Annotated in this window: 16 protein-coding genes; 6 read left to right on the forward strand and 10 right to left on the reverse strand. The window is 40.1% G+C overall.

The genetic code is table 11. The annotated features are described in order from the left end of the window. Nucleotides 1–202: 202 nt before the first annotated feature. The 5 genes from lysS to xerD form a co-directional block, all read right to left on the reverse strand. Nucleotides 203–1,738 (reverse strand): lysine--tRNA ligase, encoded by a 1,536-nt coding sequence (lysS, locus tag A7967_RS21350; protein WP_054205345.1) that lies wholly within the window; start codon nucleotides 1,736–1,738, stop codon nucleotides 203–205. Nucleotides 1,739–1,764: 26 nt separating this feature from the next. Then, a protein-coding gene (gene prfB / locus A7967_RS21355; protein ID WP_099459009.1) for a peptide chain release factor 2 occupies nucleotides 1,765–2,863 on the reverse strand; the annotation gives its coding sequence in 2 pieces (ribosomal slippage) (nucleotides 1,765–2,787 and nucleotides 2,789–2,863; 1,098 coding nt in all). 154 nt (nucleotides 2,864–3,017) lie between these two features. Next, on the reverse strand, nucleotides 3,018–4,739 hold the full coding sequence (gene recJ / locus A7967_RS21360; protein WP_054205343.1) for a single-stranded-DNA-specific exonuclease RecJ: 1,722 nt from the start codon (nucleotides 4,737–4,739) through the stop codon (nucleotides 3,018–3,020). 77 nt (nucleotides 4,740–4,816) lie between these two features. Then, a complete protein-coding gene (dsbC, locus tag A7967_RS21365) occupies nucleotides 4,817–5,545 on the reverse strand; it encodes a bifunctional protein-disulfide isomerase/oxidoreductase DsbC (protein WP_054205342.1) in 729 nt (242 codons plus the stop codon). A gap of 64 nt (nucleotides 5,546–5,609) precedes the next feature. After that, a complete protein-coding gene (gene xerD / locus A7967_RS21370) occupies nucleotides 5,610–6,494 on the reverse strand; it encodes a site-specific tyrosine recombinase XerD (RefSeq protein WP_099459010.1) in 885 nt (294 codons plus the stop codon). A gap of 149 nt (nucleotides 6,495–6,643) precedes the next feature. On the opposite strand from xerD, the gene fldB reads away from it, so the two are divergent. Beyond that, nucleotides 6,644–7,165, forward strand: a complete 522-nt coding sequence (fldB, locus tag A7967_RS21375; RefSeq protein WP_054205340.1) for a flavodoxin FldB — start codon at nucleotides 6,644–6,646, stop codon at nucleotides 7,163–7,165. Between the two features lie 162 nt (nucleotides 7,166–7,327). Further along, nucleotides 7,328–7,981 (forward strand): hypothetical protein, encoded by a 654-nt coding sequence (locus tag A7967_RS21380; protein ID WP_054205339.1) that lies wholly within the window; start codon nucleotides 7,328–7,330, stop codon nucleotides 7,979–7,981. Nucleotides 7,982–8,074: 93 nt separating this feature from the next. Here the strand turns inward: A7967_RS21380 and A7967_RS21385 are convergent, their stop codons facing one another. Next, on the reverse strand, nucleotides 8,075–8,773 hold the full coding sequence (locus tag A7967_RS21385) for a tRNA1(Val) (adenine(37)-N6)-methyltransferase (protein WP_054205338.1): 699 nt from the start codon (nucleotides 8,771–8,773) through the stop codon (nucleotides 8,075–8,077). Nucleotides 8,774–8,849: 76 nt separating this feature from the next. On the opposite strand from A7967_RS21385, the gene srmB reads away from it, so the two are divergent. Then, nucleotides 8,850–10,082, forward strand: a complete 1,233-nt coding sequence (gene srmB, locus A7967_RS21390; RefSeq protein ID WP_054205337.1) for an ATP-dependent RNA helicase SrmB — start codon at nucleotides 8,850–8,852, stop codon at nucleotides 10,080–10,082. Between the two features lie 185 nt (nucleotides 10,083–10,267). Here srmB and A7967_RS21395 read toward each other — a convergent pair whose 3' ends face one another. Beyond that, on the reverse strand, nucleotides 10,268–12,361 hold the full coding sequence (locus A7967_RS21395; RefSeq protein ID WP_054205336.1) for a S8 family serine peptidase: 2,094 nt from the start codon (nucleotides 12,359–12,361) through the stop codon (nucleotides 10,268–10,270). 466 nt (nucleotides 12,362–12,827) lie between these two features. On the opposite strand from A7967_RS21395, the gene A7967_RS21400 reads away from it, so the two are divergent. Beyond that, nucleotides 12,828–13,157, forward strand: a complete 330-nt coding sequence (locus A7967_RS21400; protein ID WP_054205335.1) for a hypothetical protein — start codon at nucleotides 12,828–12,830, stop codon at nucleotides 13,155–13,157. A gap of 546 nt (nucleotides 13,158–13,703) precedes the next feature. Here A7967_RS21400 and A7967_RS22620 read toward each other — a convergent pair. The 3 genes from A7967_RS22620 to yaaA all read right to left on the reverse strand — a co-directional run bounded on the left by A7967_RS22620 (nucleotide 13,704) and on the right by yaaA (nucleotide 15,950). Continuing rightward, nucleotides 13,704–13,898, reverse strand: coding sequence for a DUF1289 domain-containing protein (locus A7967_RS22620; protein WP_082379038.1), 195 nt, complete (start codon nucleotides 13,896–13,898; stop codon nucleotides 13,704–13,706). Between the two features lie 228 nt (nucleotides 13,899–14,126). Next, nucleotides 14,127–15,062 (reverse strand): mechanosensitive ion channel family protein, encoded by a 936-nt coding sequence (locus tag A7967_RS21405; RefSeq protein WP_054205334.1) that lies wholly within the window; start codon nucleotides 15,060–15,062, stop codon nucleotides 14,127–14,129. A gap of 108 nt (nucleotides 15,063–15,170) precedes the next feature. After that, nucleotides 15,171–15,950 carry a peroxide stress protein YaaA gene (yaaA, locus tag A7967_RS21410; protein WP_054205333.1) on the reverse strand — a complete coding sequence of 260 codons (780 nt, stop codon included), beginning with the start codon at nucleotides 15,948–15,950 and terminating at the stop codon, nucleotides 15,171–15,173. Nucleotides 15,951–16,201: 251 nt separating this feature from the next. Here yaaA and tal point away from each other — a divergent pair, with 251 nt between their 5' ends. Both tal and A7967_RS21420 read left to right on the forward strand, forming a co-directional pair. Beyond that, the gene (gene tal, locus A7967_RS21415) at nucleotides 16,202–17,152 is read left to right on the forward strand and encodes a transaldolase (protein ID WP_054205332.1); all 951 of its coding nucleotides are present in this window, start codon (nucleotides 16,202–16,204) and stop codon (nucleotides 17,150–17,152) included. 190 nt (nucleotides 17,153–17,342) lie between these two features. Then, on the forward strand, nucleotides 17,343–17,531 hold the full coding sequence (locus tag A7967_RS21420) for a DUF3545 family protein (RefSeq protein WP_054205331.1): 189 nt from the start codon (nucleotides 17,343–17,345) through the stop codon (nucleotides 17,529–17,531). Nucleotides 17,532–17,599 lie beyond the last annotated feature (68 nt).

A 17,599-nucleotide genomic window follows, 5' to 3' on the forward strand; every position in this document is an offset into this window, starting at 1 on the left:
TCTTCGATAATGTTACGCCACTGCTCAAGGCTACGTGTTTTTCTCATGGCTATCTCCTAATTGAAATTCAGAAATAGCTTAATCGGTTTGACGAATTACTGGCAGGTGCACTTTGCTAGACGCTTACAATGGATCAAATATATCGCACACAAAAACGCCGCTTTAAAGCGGCGTTTTAAATACTATTTACTAAAAAATAGAATTAGTCAGCTTGTGGACGCATATGCGGGAACAAGATCACATCTTTGATTGTTGATGAGTCAGTAAATAACATCACTAAGCGGTCAATACCAATGCCCTCACCTGCTGTTGGTGGTAAACCGTATTCAAGCGCACGGATGTAATCTTCATCGTAATGCATTGCTTCATCATCACCCGCGTCTTTTTCTTCAACTTGGCGAGTAAAACGCTCAGCTTGGTCTTGTGCATCGTTAAGCTCAGAGAAGCCATTAGCAAGCTCACGACCACCAACAAAAAACTCAAAGCGATCAGTAACAAATGCGTTCTCATCATTACGACGTGCAAGTGGTGATACTTCCCAAGGGTAACCTGTGATAAAAGTAGGCTGAATAAGCATGTGCTCAGCTGTTTCTTCAAATATCTCACATAAGAACTTACCTGGACCCCATACGCAATTTTCAGGGATCTTAACGTGTACTTGTTTAGCGTATGCTTTTAATTCGTCAAAATGATTTTCTGGGTCATTAAATACGGCCGCATCAAACTCAGGGTTGTACTTAAGAATTGCATCACTCATGCTTAAACGTGTAAACGGTTGGCCAAAGTCATATTCAACTGAATCAATAACGTCGCCGTTTTCGTCTTTGGTTGTATTAATAACAATTGCGCTACCCAGTACATTTTCAGCAACCGTGCGTAACATGTCTTCGGTGATGTTCATCAGGTCGATGTAATCGGCGTAAGCTTGGTAGAATTCAATCATCGTGAATTCTGGGTTATGGCGCGTTGATAACCCTTCATTACGGAAGTTACGGTTAATTTCAAATACGCGATCAAAACCGCCAACCACTAAACGCTTTAAGTAAAGCTCTGGCGCAATACGTAAGTACATGTCGATATCAAGCGCGTTGTGGTGCGTTACAAATGGGCGTGCCGATGCGCCACCAGGAATAACCTGTAGCATTGGTGTTTCCACTTCCATGAAGTCACGATCGGCTAAGAAACGACGAATACCTTCAACGACTTGTGAACGAATACGGAATGTTTCACGCGTTGCTTCATTAGTGATCAAATCGACATAGCGTTGACGATATTTAGTTTCTTGGTCAGATAAACCATGGAACTTTTCAGGTAATGGACGAAGTGACTTAGTAAGTAGTTGATACTCTGTCATTTCTACATATAAATCGCCTTTACCTGATTTATTAAGCGCACCTTTAACACCAATAATATCGCCCGTGTCTAGTTGGCCATATTTTTCTTTAAGATCTTTTTGCACGTCTTTTGACGCATACGCCTGTACACGGCCTTTCATGTCTTGAATCACGAAGAATGGTCCGCGTTTGGCTAAAATACGCCCTGCGATAGACACAACATGCTGCGATTCAACTAATTCTTCTTTACTCTTATCACCAAACTGGGCTTGCAAATCTGCCGTGTAATGCTCACGACGGAATTGGTTTGGATGACCATTGGCTGGGCAATTTGCGCGAATAGCGTCTAATTTGCCACGACGCTCAGCGATTAACTTATTTTCGTCTTGGATTTGATCAGTCATTTTTTAGCTCTTTTTTAGCTTGGTGGTTATAGGCCAGATTTTAAGCTGGCTTCAATAAATTTATCTAAGTTACCGTCAAGTACCGATTGGGTATTACGGTTTTCAACACCGGTTCGTAAATCTTTAATACGGGCATCATCAAGTACATATGAACGAATTTGGCTTCCCCAGCCGATGTCAGATTTTGCATCTTCTTGGGTTTGCTTTTCAGCATTTTGCTGTTGCAGTTCAAGCTCAAATAATTTTGCTTTTAACTGCTTCATCGCTTGCGCTTTATTTTTATGTTGCGAACGCTCGTTCTGACATTGCACGACTGTATTAGTCGGTACATGCGTGATACGTACTGCTGACTCCGTGGTATTTACGTGCTGACCACCCGCGCCTGATGCACGGTATACGTCGATACGTAAATCAGACGGGTTAATATCAATTTCAATATTATCGTCAATTTCAGGGTAAACAAACGCAGAAGCAAATGACGTGTGACGACGACCACTTGAATCAAATGGACTTTTACGAACTAAGCGATGTACGCCCGTCTCTGTGCGTAACCAGCCATAAGCATATTCGCCTACAAAGCGTACGGTTGCACCTTTAATACCAGCAACATCACCACCGGTTGCTTCTACAAGTTCAACCTTAAAGCCTTTAGCTTCACCCCAACGCAAGTACATACGCAGCAGCATATTACACCAATCTTGCGCTTCAGTACCGCCAGAACCTGACTGTAAATCGAGGTATGCATCATTCGCATCATGCGGCCCTGAGAACATGCGACGGAACTCTAAGCCTTCAAGCTGCTCGTTTAGATCCGCTAACTCACTTTGCGCTTCAGCGAATGTTTCTTCGTCTTCGGCTTCTATTGCAAGCTCTAAGAGACCTTCAACATCATCGGCACCAGCCACTAAGTTGTCGATTGTTTCAACAACGGCTTCAAGTGCAGACTTTTCACGACCAAGCGCTTGCGCGCGCTCTGGTTCATTCCATACGGCTGAATCTTCAAGTTCGGCGTTAACTTCTTCTAAACGTTCTTGTTTAAGAGCGTAGTCAAAGGTACCCCCGAAGCAGTTCAGTACGTTCGCGAATTTCCTTGATTTGATTAATCACAGGATTCACTTCAAACATGTACGTTACTCCAAAATAGCTGGTTTACACGGCAAATCACCACGTAATATTAGGCAAATTATTATTTAAATGACGCTTTAAATAATAAAGCCCCCGATTTTAACAAAAAATCGTGCGCTTTATTAGTATTTTATGCATCGAAAATAGATATTTTTTATGATACTTTTTGTAGCTCTCGTACGATTAATTGCAATGAAAATTTGCCTCTAAACTCGTTGATATCGAGCTGATAGGCAAGTTTTACAAAACGTGCTTCGGTATCTGGCCATGCTTTTACATCAACACCAAAGGCTATCGCATCAACTAAGCGCCCTGAGTGATGCTTTAAAACCAATTTTAAATGCTTTTCACCCACAATACGCTGTTGTACAAGTTCAAATGTATGCTCAAACACCGGCTCTGGAAATTGCTGCCCCCACGGCCCCGCTTGTTTAATTTGCTGGGCGAATTCCATATTAAAACAATCGCTGGGTAACTCACCATCCGTTAAAATAATACATTTTTTATGCTCATCGCTTAATTTAGCACTCACCGCCTGCTCAAAAGCGTGTTTAAATTCGCTAAAATGCTGTTCGTTGATACTTAATCCTGCAGCCATCGCATGGCCACCAAACTTGCTAATTAAATGCGGGTGCAAGGTATTCAAGCGCTCGAGTAAATCACGCATATGCAGCCCTTCTATCGAACGGCATGATCCCTTGATTTCACCGTTATCGCCACCAGCAAAAATAACTGTTGGGCGGTGGTATTTTTCTTTTAAGCGCCCTGCTAGTATACCTATAACTCCTTGGTGCCAGTCCTCTTGGTATAAACAAATGGCATCAGGTGTTTGCTCATCGCTAAAGGCGAGCCTATCTAACACGGCCTGCGCCTCAACTTGCATGCCCTGCTCTATCTCTCGGCGCTCGTGATTTAAGCTGTCAAGTTCACCTGCAATCTGACGCGCTTGATTAATATCTGTAGCAAGTAAACACGCTATACCTAAACTCATATCATCTAAACGCCCAGCCGCATTTAACCGTGGCGCAAGTGAAAAGCCAAAATCACTGGCACTCAAGCGCGCTGCATTTCGGTTTGCCACTTCAATCAGCGCGCTAATGCCAGGGCGTGTTTTACCACTGCGGATCCGTGCTAATCCCTGGTGCACCAAGGTGCGGTTATTAGCATCCAGTGCCACTACATCTGCTACAGTGCCCAATGCAACTATATCTAGTAAGTCAGCTAAATTAGGCGGTGATTGCTGCTCAAAGTAACCAGCGTCACGCAATGCGCTTCTTAGTGCTATTAATAAGTAAAATGCGACCCCAACGCCTGCAATTGATTTTGATGGGAAATCACAGTCATGGCGGTTTGGATTTACGATTGCGTCAGCATTTGGCAGTTGCTCGCCTTGCAAGTGATGATCTGTAACCAGTACCTTAATACCCGCACCTTTAACAATATCAATACCCGCAATACAGGATATGCCATTATCAACGGTGATCACTAAATCAGGGGCCATTGTGACTATTTGCTCTGCTAATGCAGGACTTAATCCATATCCTAGGCTAAACCTATCTGGTATTAAATAATCTAAGTGAGCAAAACCAAACATTGCCAGCCCTTGCATTAATGTGGCTGTACTGGTCGCACCATCGGCATCAAAATCCCCCACAATAAGCACTTTACTTTGTGCTTGTAGGGCTCTTTGTAGCAAATCGGTCGCTTTATCTATGTCTTTAAATAACTTGAAGTCGTGTAAGGTAGCGGCACTGTTATTAAGCTCATCTGCATGAACGACTTGGCGAGTGGCATAAATTTGCTTAATAACCGGATGTATATGGCTCGGTAAATGAGCATCATCAACGTATTCGCGTGCTTGTATCAATTTTTTCATGCAGGATATTTAACTTTTTTGGCTAAAAATTTCTGACAAAAAAAGGCCCTTTAGGCCTTCTTTCTATGAGTTAACACTTAAGAAGATTTATTTGCTTCTAGTGCCGCTGCTAATGCTGCTGCTGGCTGATAACCTGGTATTAATGTACCATCTTCTAAAATAATAGCTGGCGTACCACTGATACCAAAGCTTTGACCAAGTTGATAATGTTCAGCAACAGGTGCTGCACAGTTTTTAGTTACCTTAGTGTCTGCGCCTGCTTTAGCTTCTGTCATGGCTTCTTGCTGATCTTTAGAGCACCATACATTCATTAAATCTGCGTAACCTGACCCTTGTAAGCCGCCTCGTGGGAAGGCTAAATACTTAACAGTAATACCTGCTTCGAGTAAATCATCAAGCTCACGATGTAATTTACGGCAATAACCACAGCTAATATCTGTGAATACAGTAATGCTGTGTTTTTCATTTTTAGCTTTATATACAATCATTGAATCTTCATATTCAACTAACCCACCTTTACGAACGCCGTTAAGTGCTTGCTCAGTTAAGTTATTACGATTGTTCAAATCAATCAGCGTGCCTTGCATTAAAAATTGGCCGTCTGGGCTTGCATATAACACGCCTTTATCGGTAATTAGCTCTTTTAAACCCGCAACAGGGCTTGGGTTAATTTGTTTAACAGTAACACCCAATGCAGCAAATTTAGTTACTATAGGGTCATTAGCATCAGGAACGGCTAAAACGCCATTAGCAAACGCACTTAAACTGGTGCCTAGCATTGCACCGGCTAATATTAACTTTTTCATAATGTTCTCTTATATCCTGATAATTAGTATCTACTCAGACCGCTCAAACTGGAAAAAATTCTCATTAAGCGCGAGGATGATGTTGCTGATGTACCGATTTTAGTCGTTCATTCGCTACATGAGTATAAATTTGTGTAGTCGATAAGTCGCTATGCCCTAGCATCATCTGTACCACTCTTAGATCAGCACCATGATTCAATAAGTGTGTTGCAAACGCATGACGAAGTGTATGAGGCGATAAAGGCGATTCAACTGCAGCCAAAATAGCATAGTGTTTAATACGATGCCAAAAAGTTTGTCGGGTCATACCAACTCCTCGCTTTGACGGGAACACAAAGTCAGTCGCGTGTTTAATCATTTGCGCGCGGCCAACCTTTAAAAATTGCTCTAACCAGTACATCGCTTCTTCACCAAGTGGCACTAAACGTTCTTTATTTCCCTTACCTTTAACTAACACCACCGCTTGGCGTAAATTAATTTGTTCTATACGTAAGCCAACTAATTCACTAACTCGTAAACCTGTTGCATATAACAACTCCAACATGGCTTTATCACGCAAGCCCATTGGCTCTTCTGTATTTGGAGCTGCAAGCAATGCCTCAACCTCACTCTCTGATAACGTTTTAGGTAGCGATAACCCTGCCTTAGGCTGAGCAATATTTACCATTGGCGAATCAGAAATGTGCTTTTCACGCACAAAATACTGATAAAACCGTTTTAATGCGCTAATGCTACGTGCTGTACTGCGTGGTTTTAAACCTAAATCAACACGGTGTGCTAAATAGCTTTCAATATCTTGCCCTGTTACGGTTAACAGATCTTGTCCTTCCAAAAACAGGCAAAACTTATCTAAATCACTGCGATATGCAGACAAAGTGTTATCGCTTACGTGCTGTTCTAGATAAAGATTATCTAAAAAAGATTCTAGATAATCGCTATTGTTAAGCAGTTCGTCGTGATCTGTAAGGGCTGAATCTAATGACTCATGATCAGGTAACGTTGTCACAGTTATTCTCATAGTTATCAAGGTATCAATTAATAATACCTTACGGTAAACTTCAGCCTATCATATCAGGCAAATACACAGTGATAAATACGATGCAAATTGGTTTATTTTATGGTTCTACCACGTGCTATACAGAAATAGCAGCAGAAAAAATTCGCGATATTATCGGCCAAGACATTGTAAGCCTACATAATATCAAAGATGAACCACTAAAAAATGCGCAGCAGTACGACTTTATCATCCTTGGTATCTCAACATGGGATTTTGGTGAGTTACAAGAAGATTGGGAATCAATTTGGGATGACATTAAAGATGTTGATCTCAATGGCAAAACCATCGCTTTATTTGGCATGGGTGACCAACAAGGTTACGGTCAGTGGTTTCAAGATGCGCTAGGCATGCTGCACGATGAAATAAGCAGCCAACAATTTACATTATTAGGTTTATGGCCAAACGACAGTAGCTATGAATTTGAAGCGTCTAAAGCGCTTACTGCTGACGGTAAGCATTTTGTTGGCTTAGCCCTTGATGAAGACAGCCAGTATGAACACAGCGATGAACGTATTGCCAATTGGGTAGAGCAAATAATGACTGAATACAGCGAAACCTTGTAACCCCCCTTAATTAGATGCTGCGACGGATCACAACTCATACACCTGAGTAAAAAGCGGCATCTAGTTGATACAGTTTTTAACAAAACATTACACTTTAAAAAGGACATAATCGTCACTTTAATCATAAAATAGCATGCATACCCTACATAAAAGGATTTAATCATGCTAACTCGATCTCTATGTATACTTACTTTATCTAGTTTTATTGTTGCCTGTAATTCTGAAGACATTGAAACCGCCAATTTTGGCTCTTCGTATTATAAAAATGACTACACACTCATCAATACCACAAATCAAGAAATTGATTTTCATATGGCAAATACTGAACTTGATGGCGATGAACGTGACGTGAAACGCAATAAGTATTATGTCGATACGCTAGCCAGTGGTGCTGACCCAATAAAAACAAGACATGAGCATAATGGTAAATACAAAATATCCTTCTATGTGCAAGATCACAGTCAAAATACGCGTAATTACAAAAAACTCTACAAAGTAAATAATGATCAAGATTACCACTTTATAGCTTGGCAAGACGAAGAGCTTGTACGTCTGAGTTTGGTTAAAAATCAACAAGACAATAAAGATAACTTTTTTGCGGTTAGGTTTTTAGCCACAGAAACCGTAACGCTTACAGTAAACGAAAAGCCTTTAACCCTTACCCAAGGTGATGTTAGCCACTGGCGACATGTTGATGACTGTAATGCAGACATTAAAGTTGATGATAAAATACTGTCAATTTGTCACGCATCTTACAGTAATTCATACACACTCGTAGTAGACAAAAACGGCATCAAAGCCACAATAACCGAATAAATAAACAACCACCGCTCGTTAACCTTATTAACGCGCGGTGGTGCTAAATATCATGGGTTACTTTAAACTCCATATTACCAACTTTCGCAACCCTTACATTTTCAAATAGAAATCCTTACACAGCGCAACATAGTCATCACTGTATTTTCCATCTTCATTATGAATCGTTAATATGCTTGGTTCACACTTTCGAGGCTGGTAGCCAAAACTCATTAAACTTCGCGTAGCAGATTTATTTTTAGTTGTGCGCACTAAACAGTGGCGTTGTAAATAAAGCCCTTGAGCAGCGGCTTGCCCAATAAATTGCTGCGCCTCATTACAAGGTAAAATAACATTAAATATAGAACCTTGATGGCTTAGGCGATCAAAAGCGACAAGCAACTCTGCAAAGCTTAAACTATCTGTATGCCTTGCGGTATTACGTGCATGATCCCCTCCTTTTAAACAGTCATTAAAATACGGTGGATTACAAACAACAACATCAAATAACACCTCTGACGTAAAAGATTGAATGTCTGAATTATAAATAACAATATCAGGCCACGGACTTTGGCTAATGTTCTGTGATGCTTGGGCATAAGCAGTGGCGTCTATTTCCACTGCATTTACTAACAAATGAGGCGCACGCTGTTTACACATCAACGCTAACAAGCCAGTGCCAGCGCCTATATCCAGTAAGCTATCACCGCTCGTTAAATCGGCCCAAGCGCCCAGTAAAATGCCATCGGTTGAGACCTTCATTGCGCATTGCTCATGGCTGACCGAAAATTGTTTAAACACAAAGCCTGACATTTTTTCACCTTTTCATTCACCAAGCGCTCGATAGCGCGTATAATTAACGCCAATTGTCCTCTATTTTTGACACTCTATGCAATTTTCTGATTTTGATATTGATAACAAGCTACTGCAAGCCGTTGCTAAAATGGGTTATGAAACCCCAACAAGCATTCAACAACAAGCTATTCCTGAAGCGCTACAAGGGCGTGACATTTTAGCGTCAGCGCCAACAGGCACAGGTAAGACTGCGGCATTTTTAATTCCGGCAATTCAGTATTTACTTGATTTTCCACGTCGTGAGCCTGGCTTTGCTCGCGTACTCGTTATGACTCCTACACGCGAACTTGCTTATCAAATTCATGAACAATGTGAACTACTTGCTAAAGGTACAAACCTTAAAATAGGTGTTGTTACTGGCGGTATAAACTATGGTACGCATAAAGAGATTTTTGAAAAAAACAACGACATTTTGATCGCCACACCAGGGCGCTTAATGGAGTATTTAGAAACTGAAAACTTCCATGCCGAAAACGTAGAATTACTTATTCTTGATGAAGCCGATCGCATGCTCGATATGGGCTTTCGTAAAGAAATGATGCGTATTTGTGAAGAAGCAAAAAATCGCCGTCAGTGCTTTTTATTCTCAGCCACCTTAGAAGGTGACAGTGTTGAGCGCTTTGCAGAGCAAATATTAAATGATCCAGCACTTCTTGAAGCTGAATCATCACGTAAAGAAAAAGCTAAAATCCATCAATGGGTACATTTAGCCGATGATTATCATCATAAATTAGAGCTATTGGTTAATACACTAAAAAATCCAGATCTAACCAAAGCAATTGTGTTTGTTAAAACCCGCGAGCGACTTGAAACACTAATTGGTGAATTAACCACTAATGAAGTTAAAGCCGCGTGGTTACGTGGTGAAATGCCACAAGACAAACGCATGAAAGCAATGGAAAACTTTCATAGTGGTCGTACAAGAATACTCGTTGCAACCGATGTTGCCGCTCGTGGTATTGATGTTGCTGACATTAGCCATGTAATAAACTTTGACATGCCTCGTACTGCCGACGTTTACGTTCACCGTATTGGTCGTACAGGACGCGCAGGTAAAAAAGGTATCGCTATTTCATTAGTGGAAGCCCACGACATCTTAGTCCTTGCTAAAGTTGAGCGCTATATTGAACAAAAGCTAAAACGCAGAGTGATCAAAGGTATTGAGCCACAGCATAAAGAAGCAAAGATGCCGATTAAAAAGCTAAAAGATCCAGCAAAAATTAAAGCCCGTAAAAAGGCAAAATCAAAAGTGAAGAAAAAGAAGTAAGAGCAATTGCATTAAGGTATAACATACCTTCATTAAAAAAGCCGAGTCTCGTAAGAGCCTCGGCTTTTTTAATTTAAAACACTCCCCAACAAGGGGAGTGTTTTATACCAATCTAGGTAGATATGAGGTCTATTTAATTCGTTAAATTGTTCAAATATTTATGCAGATTGGTATTAATTAATCATTTATTGACATTTACCTAGGTCTTTCCATACAGCCCATGATGATGAGTTATCTGCAGGGTTAGCACCACGCGTCCACCATTTTGCGCTATAACGATTACCGCTATGGGCAACTTCTTTTCCAGCTGTGTAAACTGCTGTTGAGCTCCACGTTGCAAGACCACTACAACCTGCGGGTGGTGTTCCACCGTCTGTTACTGTCACAGTCTTAACCAAAGTATGGTTTAAGCCTTGTGCATCACTTACGGTTAATTTGACTTCATATGAACCTGGCGCTTGGTAAGTATGGCTCGGTGTTTTTGTATTGGCTGCATTACCGTCGCCAAACGTCCAGTTATAAGCCGTAACCGCAACATCATCTGTTGATGCGTTAGTAAAGCTAACCGCTAAACCTGATACGCTAAAATCAAAGTTTGCTTTAGGCGCTTGATTTACAGTACCGCCACCATCGCCAGTTTTACAATTACCTTGGCGAGACCACACATTTGAATAAACAGCTGGGCTTGCACCTGTTGACCACCACGTCGCTTTGTATTTAACTTGGTTAAACTCTACTAAGTCACCAACACGGTAAGATTTGCTCGCATTCCATGATGCAATACCTTCACATTCACCACCAACAGCGGTTGAAATTTTCACTGTTTGACTGCGCTGATTTACTTGCCCTGCGGTATCAGTAACTTCTAAAGTAACTGAATAGCTGCCATCAGCTGCGTATGTATGAGTCGGGTTTTCAGCCGTTGATGAATTACCATCACCAAAACTCCAACTATAACTACTAATGCCTTTGTCATCTGTTGACGCATTACTGAATGTTACTTGCTTAGCATTTACCGATGCGCTAAAACGCGCCACAGGTGCATTATCGACACCACTACCGCCGCCACATTCTGATTGTGCTAAATAATCATAAGCATCTTTGGCCTTAACAATACCAAAGCCATATGACGTATCACGCCCTGCTGCGCCTTTATCTTGTGCTGTTGCATTTAACGCATCCCGAATTTGTTGGTTTGAACACTGTGGGAAATGGCTCCATACTAATGCAGCAACACCCGATACATGCGGCGTAGCCATTGATGTACCGCTAATGCTCTTATAGCCCCCGTTATTCCATGTCGAATTAGTGCCTACGCCCGGCGCAGCAATTTCAACTTGTGAGTTATATTGTGAGAATGATGCTTTTCTACCACTGCGGTCAACCGCTGCAACAGACACAACAGAATCATATGATGCAGGATAGCTTAATGAGCTATTCGCATCATTACCCGCTGCAGCAATATGTAACATGCCCTGTGCATAGCTATTTGCAAATGCTTGACGCTCAGCATTAGATGATTGCGGACCACCTAAACTCATACTTGTTACACTTGCACCTGCAGATTGACATTGACCTATTGCCGCCACTAAATCAGAACCATACGCCCAGCGGCCCTGATCGTTAAACACTTTAACAATGTGTAAGCCTAATTGACCTGATGAATTAACCCCAATAACACCTTCGCCATTTCCGCCAAGCGCCGCTATCGTACCTGCAACATGTGTACCGTGGCCATTACCATCGTTGTACCAATTGCCTGTATTATTAGCACCGTAGCCATCGCTACCCGTGATCCCTGTACTTGGTAAATCAGGGTGGTTAAGTGTATAACCAGTATCCATAATACATACTTTTTGATTACCAGTAAGATTATCTGATAGCTGTTGAGCTTGTACCATAGTGATACCATAAGGCGTGCTCTCAGCCATTAAGTAACGCTTTGGATCCACTTCAATGCTTGCTACTTCTGAACTTTGTAATAAGCGCGCTTTTTGATCAGCCGTTAAAACCACCGCCATTGCATTGATATCGGGTAGAGTTTGAATTACTTCAACGTTAGCCTGTAATGCAACATCGCTCATCAAGCCTCTTTTAATATTATCAGCCTGTGCTTGGCTACGGGCAAAAGCAGTGTGTACTGCAGTCGTTTGCTCAGTTAAATGAACGATAAAACGCTCTGACTCAACTTCTTGTGCAATAGCTGATCCTGCTGTTGATAATAAAATCGCCGTAGCGACTGCCGTTATCTTAAATGTTGGGGTTTTTGACGCTCTCATTTTAATTCCTTGGATTTAAATTCTATGCCCAGTGAATTTACAATTAATTCACAACCCTTTAATAGAAACACAGGCCTGACAGCGCTGTCAAGCGGGTTGATACAAAATTATAACAAATTTAACTAGAGTAAATAATCAGTTGGTATTAAAGGAGTATTTATAAAATATAAGAAAATCCTTAGATTTCAAAGATGCTTAATCTATTTATCAGTCAAAGTAACGCAACAAATAAAATGTAAAATAATTGTTATTTTTTAAAGGTATTTCTTAGTCCAAATAAATATATATAAAGAATAACACGATCAGCATCACCGTATTTTTTACCGAATAAAATGTAAAAATCTCCTATTCACATAATTACAAATAAAAAATATGATTATATTCAGCAAGTTAAGTGTGGAATGGTTATTGTAATACAGTGTGTAATTCATAAAAATTACTAACCAAGCTAAATGTGAGGGAAATCATGAACCGCTTTAAACAAACTGTGTTACTTATATCGCTTTGCTGTATTTTTTTATTAGCCTGTGCAACACAAGTCAGCGCAGCCACCAGCACGATAATGGTCAGCAGTGCATCAACTCAGCCAACACTTCAGCAGTTCGCTGTTAATAAGCTTCGCACTAACCCGAACTTAAAAATTTCGCAGCTACAAGTACATGTTAAGGGCAACAAAATAGCACTTTATGGTATAGCCGAAACAGGGTTTGAAAGAGCATTGGCACAAAAGTTTTTAGAGAACACGCAAGGCATCGCCATCATAGAAAATAAAATGCAGGTGAGAGTAAGGGATTAGAGGGACAGAGCTAAGGGTACTAGGTGAAAGATTTCACCTTGGTTAGTGGTTAGTGGTTAGTGAATACTGAGACACTTTAAAATTCTTAGCCTTTTTAAAATTTTCAGAATCGAGTCACACGTCCACAAGCTCCAACAGCGCTACCATTTAATTTTTTATACTTCCAATTAATCTCTAGATTCAGGGTCTTGCAAAGGCCAAAAAATATTAATATTGTATTAAACAATGAATATTTAGTAAGCACAAGGTTTAGGTTTTTTGAACACTACCTACCTATCACAGGAAATGAATCCCCTACTGAACTCTCATTCTAATAAGAGACGTATAATAGGTGTCGTGAAGCTTCTGTTACCTGATTGCATATTTTTTAGGTTACTCTTTACCACCAAATAAACCTTTGAGGTGTAACAGCTTTATCAGCGGACATTTCATATGAAACATCCCTACCGTATGGACTTCTATCAATACCAAAAAATGTAAATTATTACCAATTGTAAATATTATCCTTAGATGGCTAAGTTTACATTGGCAAAGACGCAAGCACATTCATTTATAGTGGGCATTTTTGCGTTTTTGGCATGCGTTAAGTATTTGCTGTTTTTGTTCTGGTCTGGCGCTGTGCCACGCTAGAATTTCATCTAAGGTTCTAAAGCAGCCTATACATGTATCATTAGCATCCAAACAGCAGTGACGAATACATGGATTGTTGGGTTGCTGGCTATTGAGCTTCTTGGTGTTCATTTATTTAAACCTCACTTAACTAACTAAAAGCTAGTTACTGATTGAATAAAAGTCTACTGAAAGCTTGAGGAATGAATTAAAAAATAAAGTATGGAAATGCTCGCTGATATTAGACTTTATCTACTATAAGTTATGTAAATATGGGCAGCTATTGCGTAAATAATACATAGTTAAGCGCGAGTACAACTCGCGCTTATAAATCATTAAATAACATTAACAGTGCTTAAACTAATTAGCTTCGCGCTGCTCCATGCTATTTTTTTCCGTTCTTTTTTCACTGATCATCGCATCGAGTTTTTCGCCGCCTTTAATACCAAAATCAAGCGTACGTATTGGGAATGGAATGCTAATATCAGCGTCACTGAGCGCTTGTTTAACAGCAACAATTGCTTTGTGGCGTACCGTCATAAAATCAGCTTCGCCAGGGTATTTTATCCAAAACCAAACCAGTAAATTTACACTGCTATCGCCAAAACCCTCGGCGTATACCGCCGTCTCTTCTTGTTTAATTACAAAATCGAACTCATTGATTTTTTTAACAATAACTTCAGCTGCCAGCTCAGGATCATCACCATATGAAATACCCACTGGCACTTCAATACGACGTACACCTAACGTACTGTAATTACGTAATACGTTACGAAAAAGGATTTTGTTAGGCACTAAATTAAGCTGACCATAGAAATTTTCGATTAATGTGTTGCGTAGATTAATTGATTTAACCGTACCAAAAACATCATCAGTTTTAATAACATCCCCAGTTTTAAAGGGTTTTCGGACCCCCATAGCGATACCGGCAATGAGGTTTTCGGTCATATCTTGAAAAGCAAAACCAATGGCGAGGCCAACAATACCCGCCCCCGCAAGCAAAGAGGTAACTGTGCCTTTAAGGCCTATAAAATCAAGTGCAACAAATAAACCTACACACAACACAATCATTTTAAAAATAGATGCCATTAAATCCGCAATTTGTTTTGAGTCAAGTGTACGGCGTAATAGTTTGCGCACCATTGAACCTAAAAAGCGTGCGAGAATAGAAAATATTATTGCAATGAGTACCGCAACTATAAAGTTAGGAATGTGGCTGATGACAATATCAAACCAGCCTCCGAGTTTTTCCTCTATAAGTTTTTCGGCATCGCTGATAGACGGTATTTTTAACATTGTTTAACCTTAAGTATTCTAAAATATACTCAGGTATTGCAAAATAAGCGCCAAAACGTAAAAGCCATGCGATGCATGGCTTTTTGTATTGAGAGTGGTGTTTAAAAATTAATTTTGTTCGTCACGCATAAATACCGGCTCAAGTGCTTTTTGAGTTGCTTCTTCGCTGTAGTAATAACCATCAACTGTAAACTGTTTAAGATCGCTTAGCTGTGTGATTTTATTTTCAATGATGTAGCGTGCCATTAAGCCACGGGCTTTTTTAGCATAAAAGCTGATAATTTTATATTGACCGTTTTTACAGTCTTTAAAATGCGGGGTAATAATTTGCGCATTTAAGGTTTTTTTATCAACGGCTTTAAAATACTCGTTGGATGCTAAGTTTACTAAATACTGACTATCTTGCTCAGCAAGAACAGTATTTAATTTATCAGCAATAACACTGCCCCAAAACTCATATAAGTTTTTGCCGCGACTATTATCAAGCTTAGTGCCCATTTCAAGACGATACGCTTGCATTAAGTCCAATGGTTTTAATAGCCCATAAAGGCCTGACAAAATACGTAAATGGCTTTGTGCGTAATCAAGTTGATCTGCGGTTAAGGTGTTTGCATCTAAACCGCCGTAAACATCACCATTAAAGGCCATTACTGCTTGTTTAGCGTTGTCGGTAGTAAATGGTTGAGACCACTCGCTAAAGCGCGCAGCGTTTAGGCCTGATAACTTATCGCTAATTTTCATTAAACTACCAATTTGTGCTGGCGTTAACTCACGACACACCGTCATTAACTCTTCGCTGTGCTCAAGTAACTCAGGTTGCGTGAATTTATCAGTGCTTGCTTTACTCTCGAAATCTAAATTTTTTGCAGGTGAAATAACAGTGATCATAGTTAGCTATTGACTTGGAAATTATTTAATGTCAATTTCAACATTAAATGAAACGAAAAGCACGTTTTGTTTATATCAATTAGTGAGAATTGATTGGTATGATACCTACCTTATTGGCATAGCCTATTGCGCTTTGCATCTTCGTTCTTCACTGATACGGACATAAGACCTATCAAGCACTGTCACAGTGCTGCAGTATAAGGTAGTTACAGTAGATTTTTCTTTTAACTTGCTTGGAATGAGGAAAGCAAATGACTTCAGCTCTACAAAGGCTCAAACAACATTCATCTATCGTGGCAGACACAGGCGATATTGAAGCGATCAAAAAACATCAACCGGAAGATGCAACGACTAATCCGTCTTTACTTCTTAAAGCCAGCGAGATTGAAGCGTACAAGCCGTATTTAGATAAAGCATTTAGCTATGCAAAAGAAACCGAGCAAGATGCAGACAAGCAATTAGAATTAGCGTGTGATTACTTTGCAGTATTGCTTGGTAAAGAGATCAGTGAAATTGTACCTGGTTATATCTCTACTGAAGTTGATGCGCGTTTATCATTTGATACTCAAGCAACGATTGCTAAAGCACATACCTTACTTAGTCTGTATGAAAAAGAAGGCGTGAGCAAAGATAAAATCTTAATCAAAGTTGCATCAACGTGGGAAGGTATTAAAGCTGCTGAGCAATTAGAAAAAGAAGGTACTAAGTGTAACCTAACCTTATTGTTTAGTGATGCGCAAGCGCGTGCATGTGCCGACGCTAACGTATTTTTAATATCACCATTTGTTGGCCGTATTTTAGATTGGCACGTAGCCAATGGAATGGAAAAACCAACAGATCCACTACAAGATCCTGGTGTGCAATCTGTACGCAGCATTTTTGAATTTTACAAACGCCATGATTATAAAACCGTGGTTATGGGCGCAAGTTTCCGTAACACAGGCGAAATCATCGCGTTAACGGGTTGTGACAAGCTTACAATCAGCCCTAATCTTTTAGAAGAGTTAGGTAACCTTGAGGGCGCACAAGAATATTTACTGGAAAGTGATATTGCTAAAGAGCCAAAGCCAGCACCATTAACTGAATCGCAGTTCCGTTGGTTACATAATCAAGACGCCATGGCGACTGAAAAACTAGCTGAAGGTATTCGCTCATTTGCTGATGCTCAAGAGCAACTAGAGGCACGCTTTAAAGCGATGTAATCTCTTTTTAAGTGTTATTTTTAGTTAAATATTAAACGTCGCTATTGCGGCGTTTTTTTATACCTAGAATAATCAACATTCATTAACTCGTCACTTTTTCGTAACATAAACGTCACTTTTTTATTCTATTTTAGTTTGGCCTGTGGTATAGGTATTTTCGAGGTTCAAAAAAATTCAATAGGAGAAGTTAATGGATAGCCTAGACGATATTTTAGAAATATTAGAAGGTCCTGATACAACCAGAAAGACCTCTCAGAAAAATAAAAAGCGAAAATGGCGCGAAATCGAAGCGTTAAAAGATAAGCAACGATTACGTAAAGAACTACAGGAACTAGATTTTTTTGCAGACAATATTGCGATTGATGAATTAGATTTTTAATTCAGCAACGCAGTAGCAACTAACCAGCTAAAAGGCCCTTACCGATAAAGTAAGGGCCTTTTGTTTTT

It is taken from the genome of Pseudoalteromonas neustonica (assembly GCF_001653135.1).
Lineage (GTDB): Bacteria > Pseudomonadota > Gammaproteobacteria > Enterobacterales > Alteromonadaceae > Pseudoalteromonas > Pseudoalteromonas neustonica.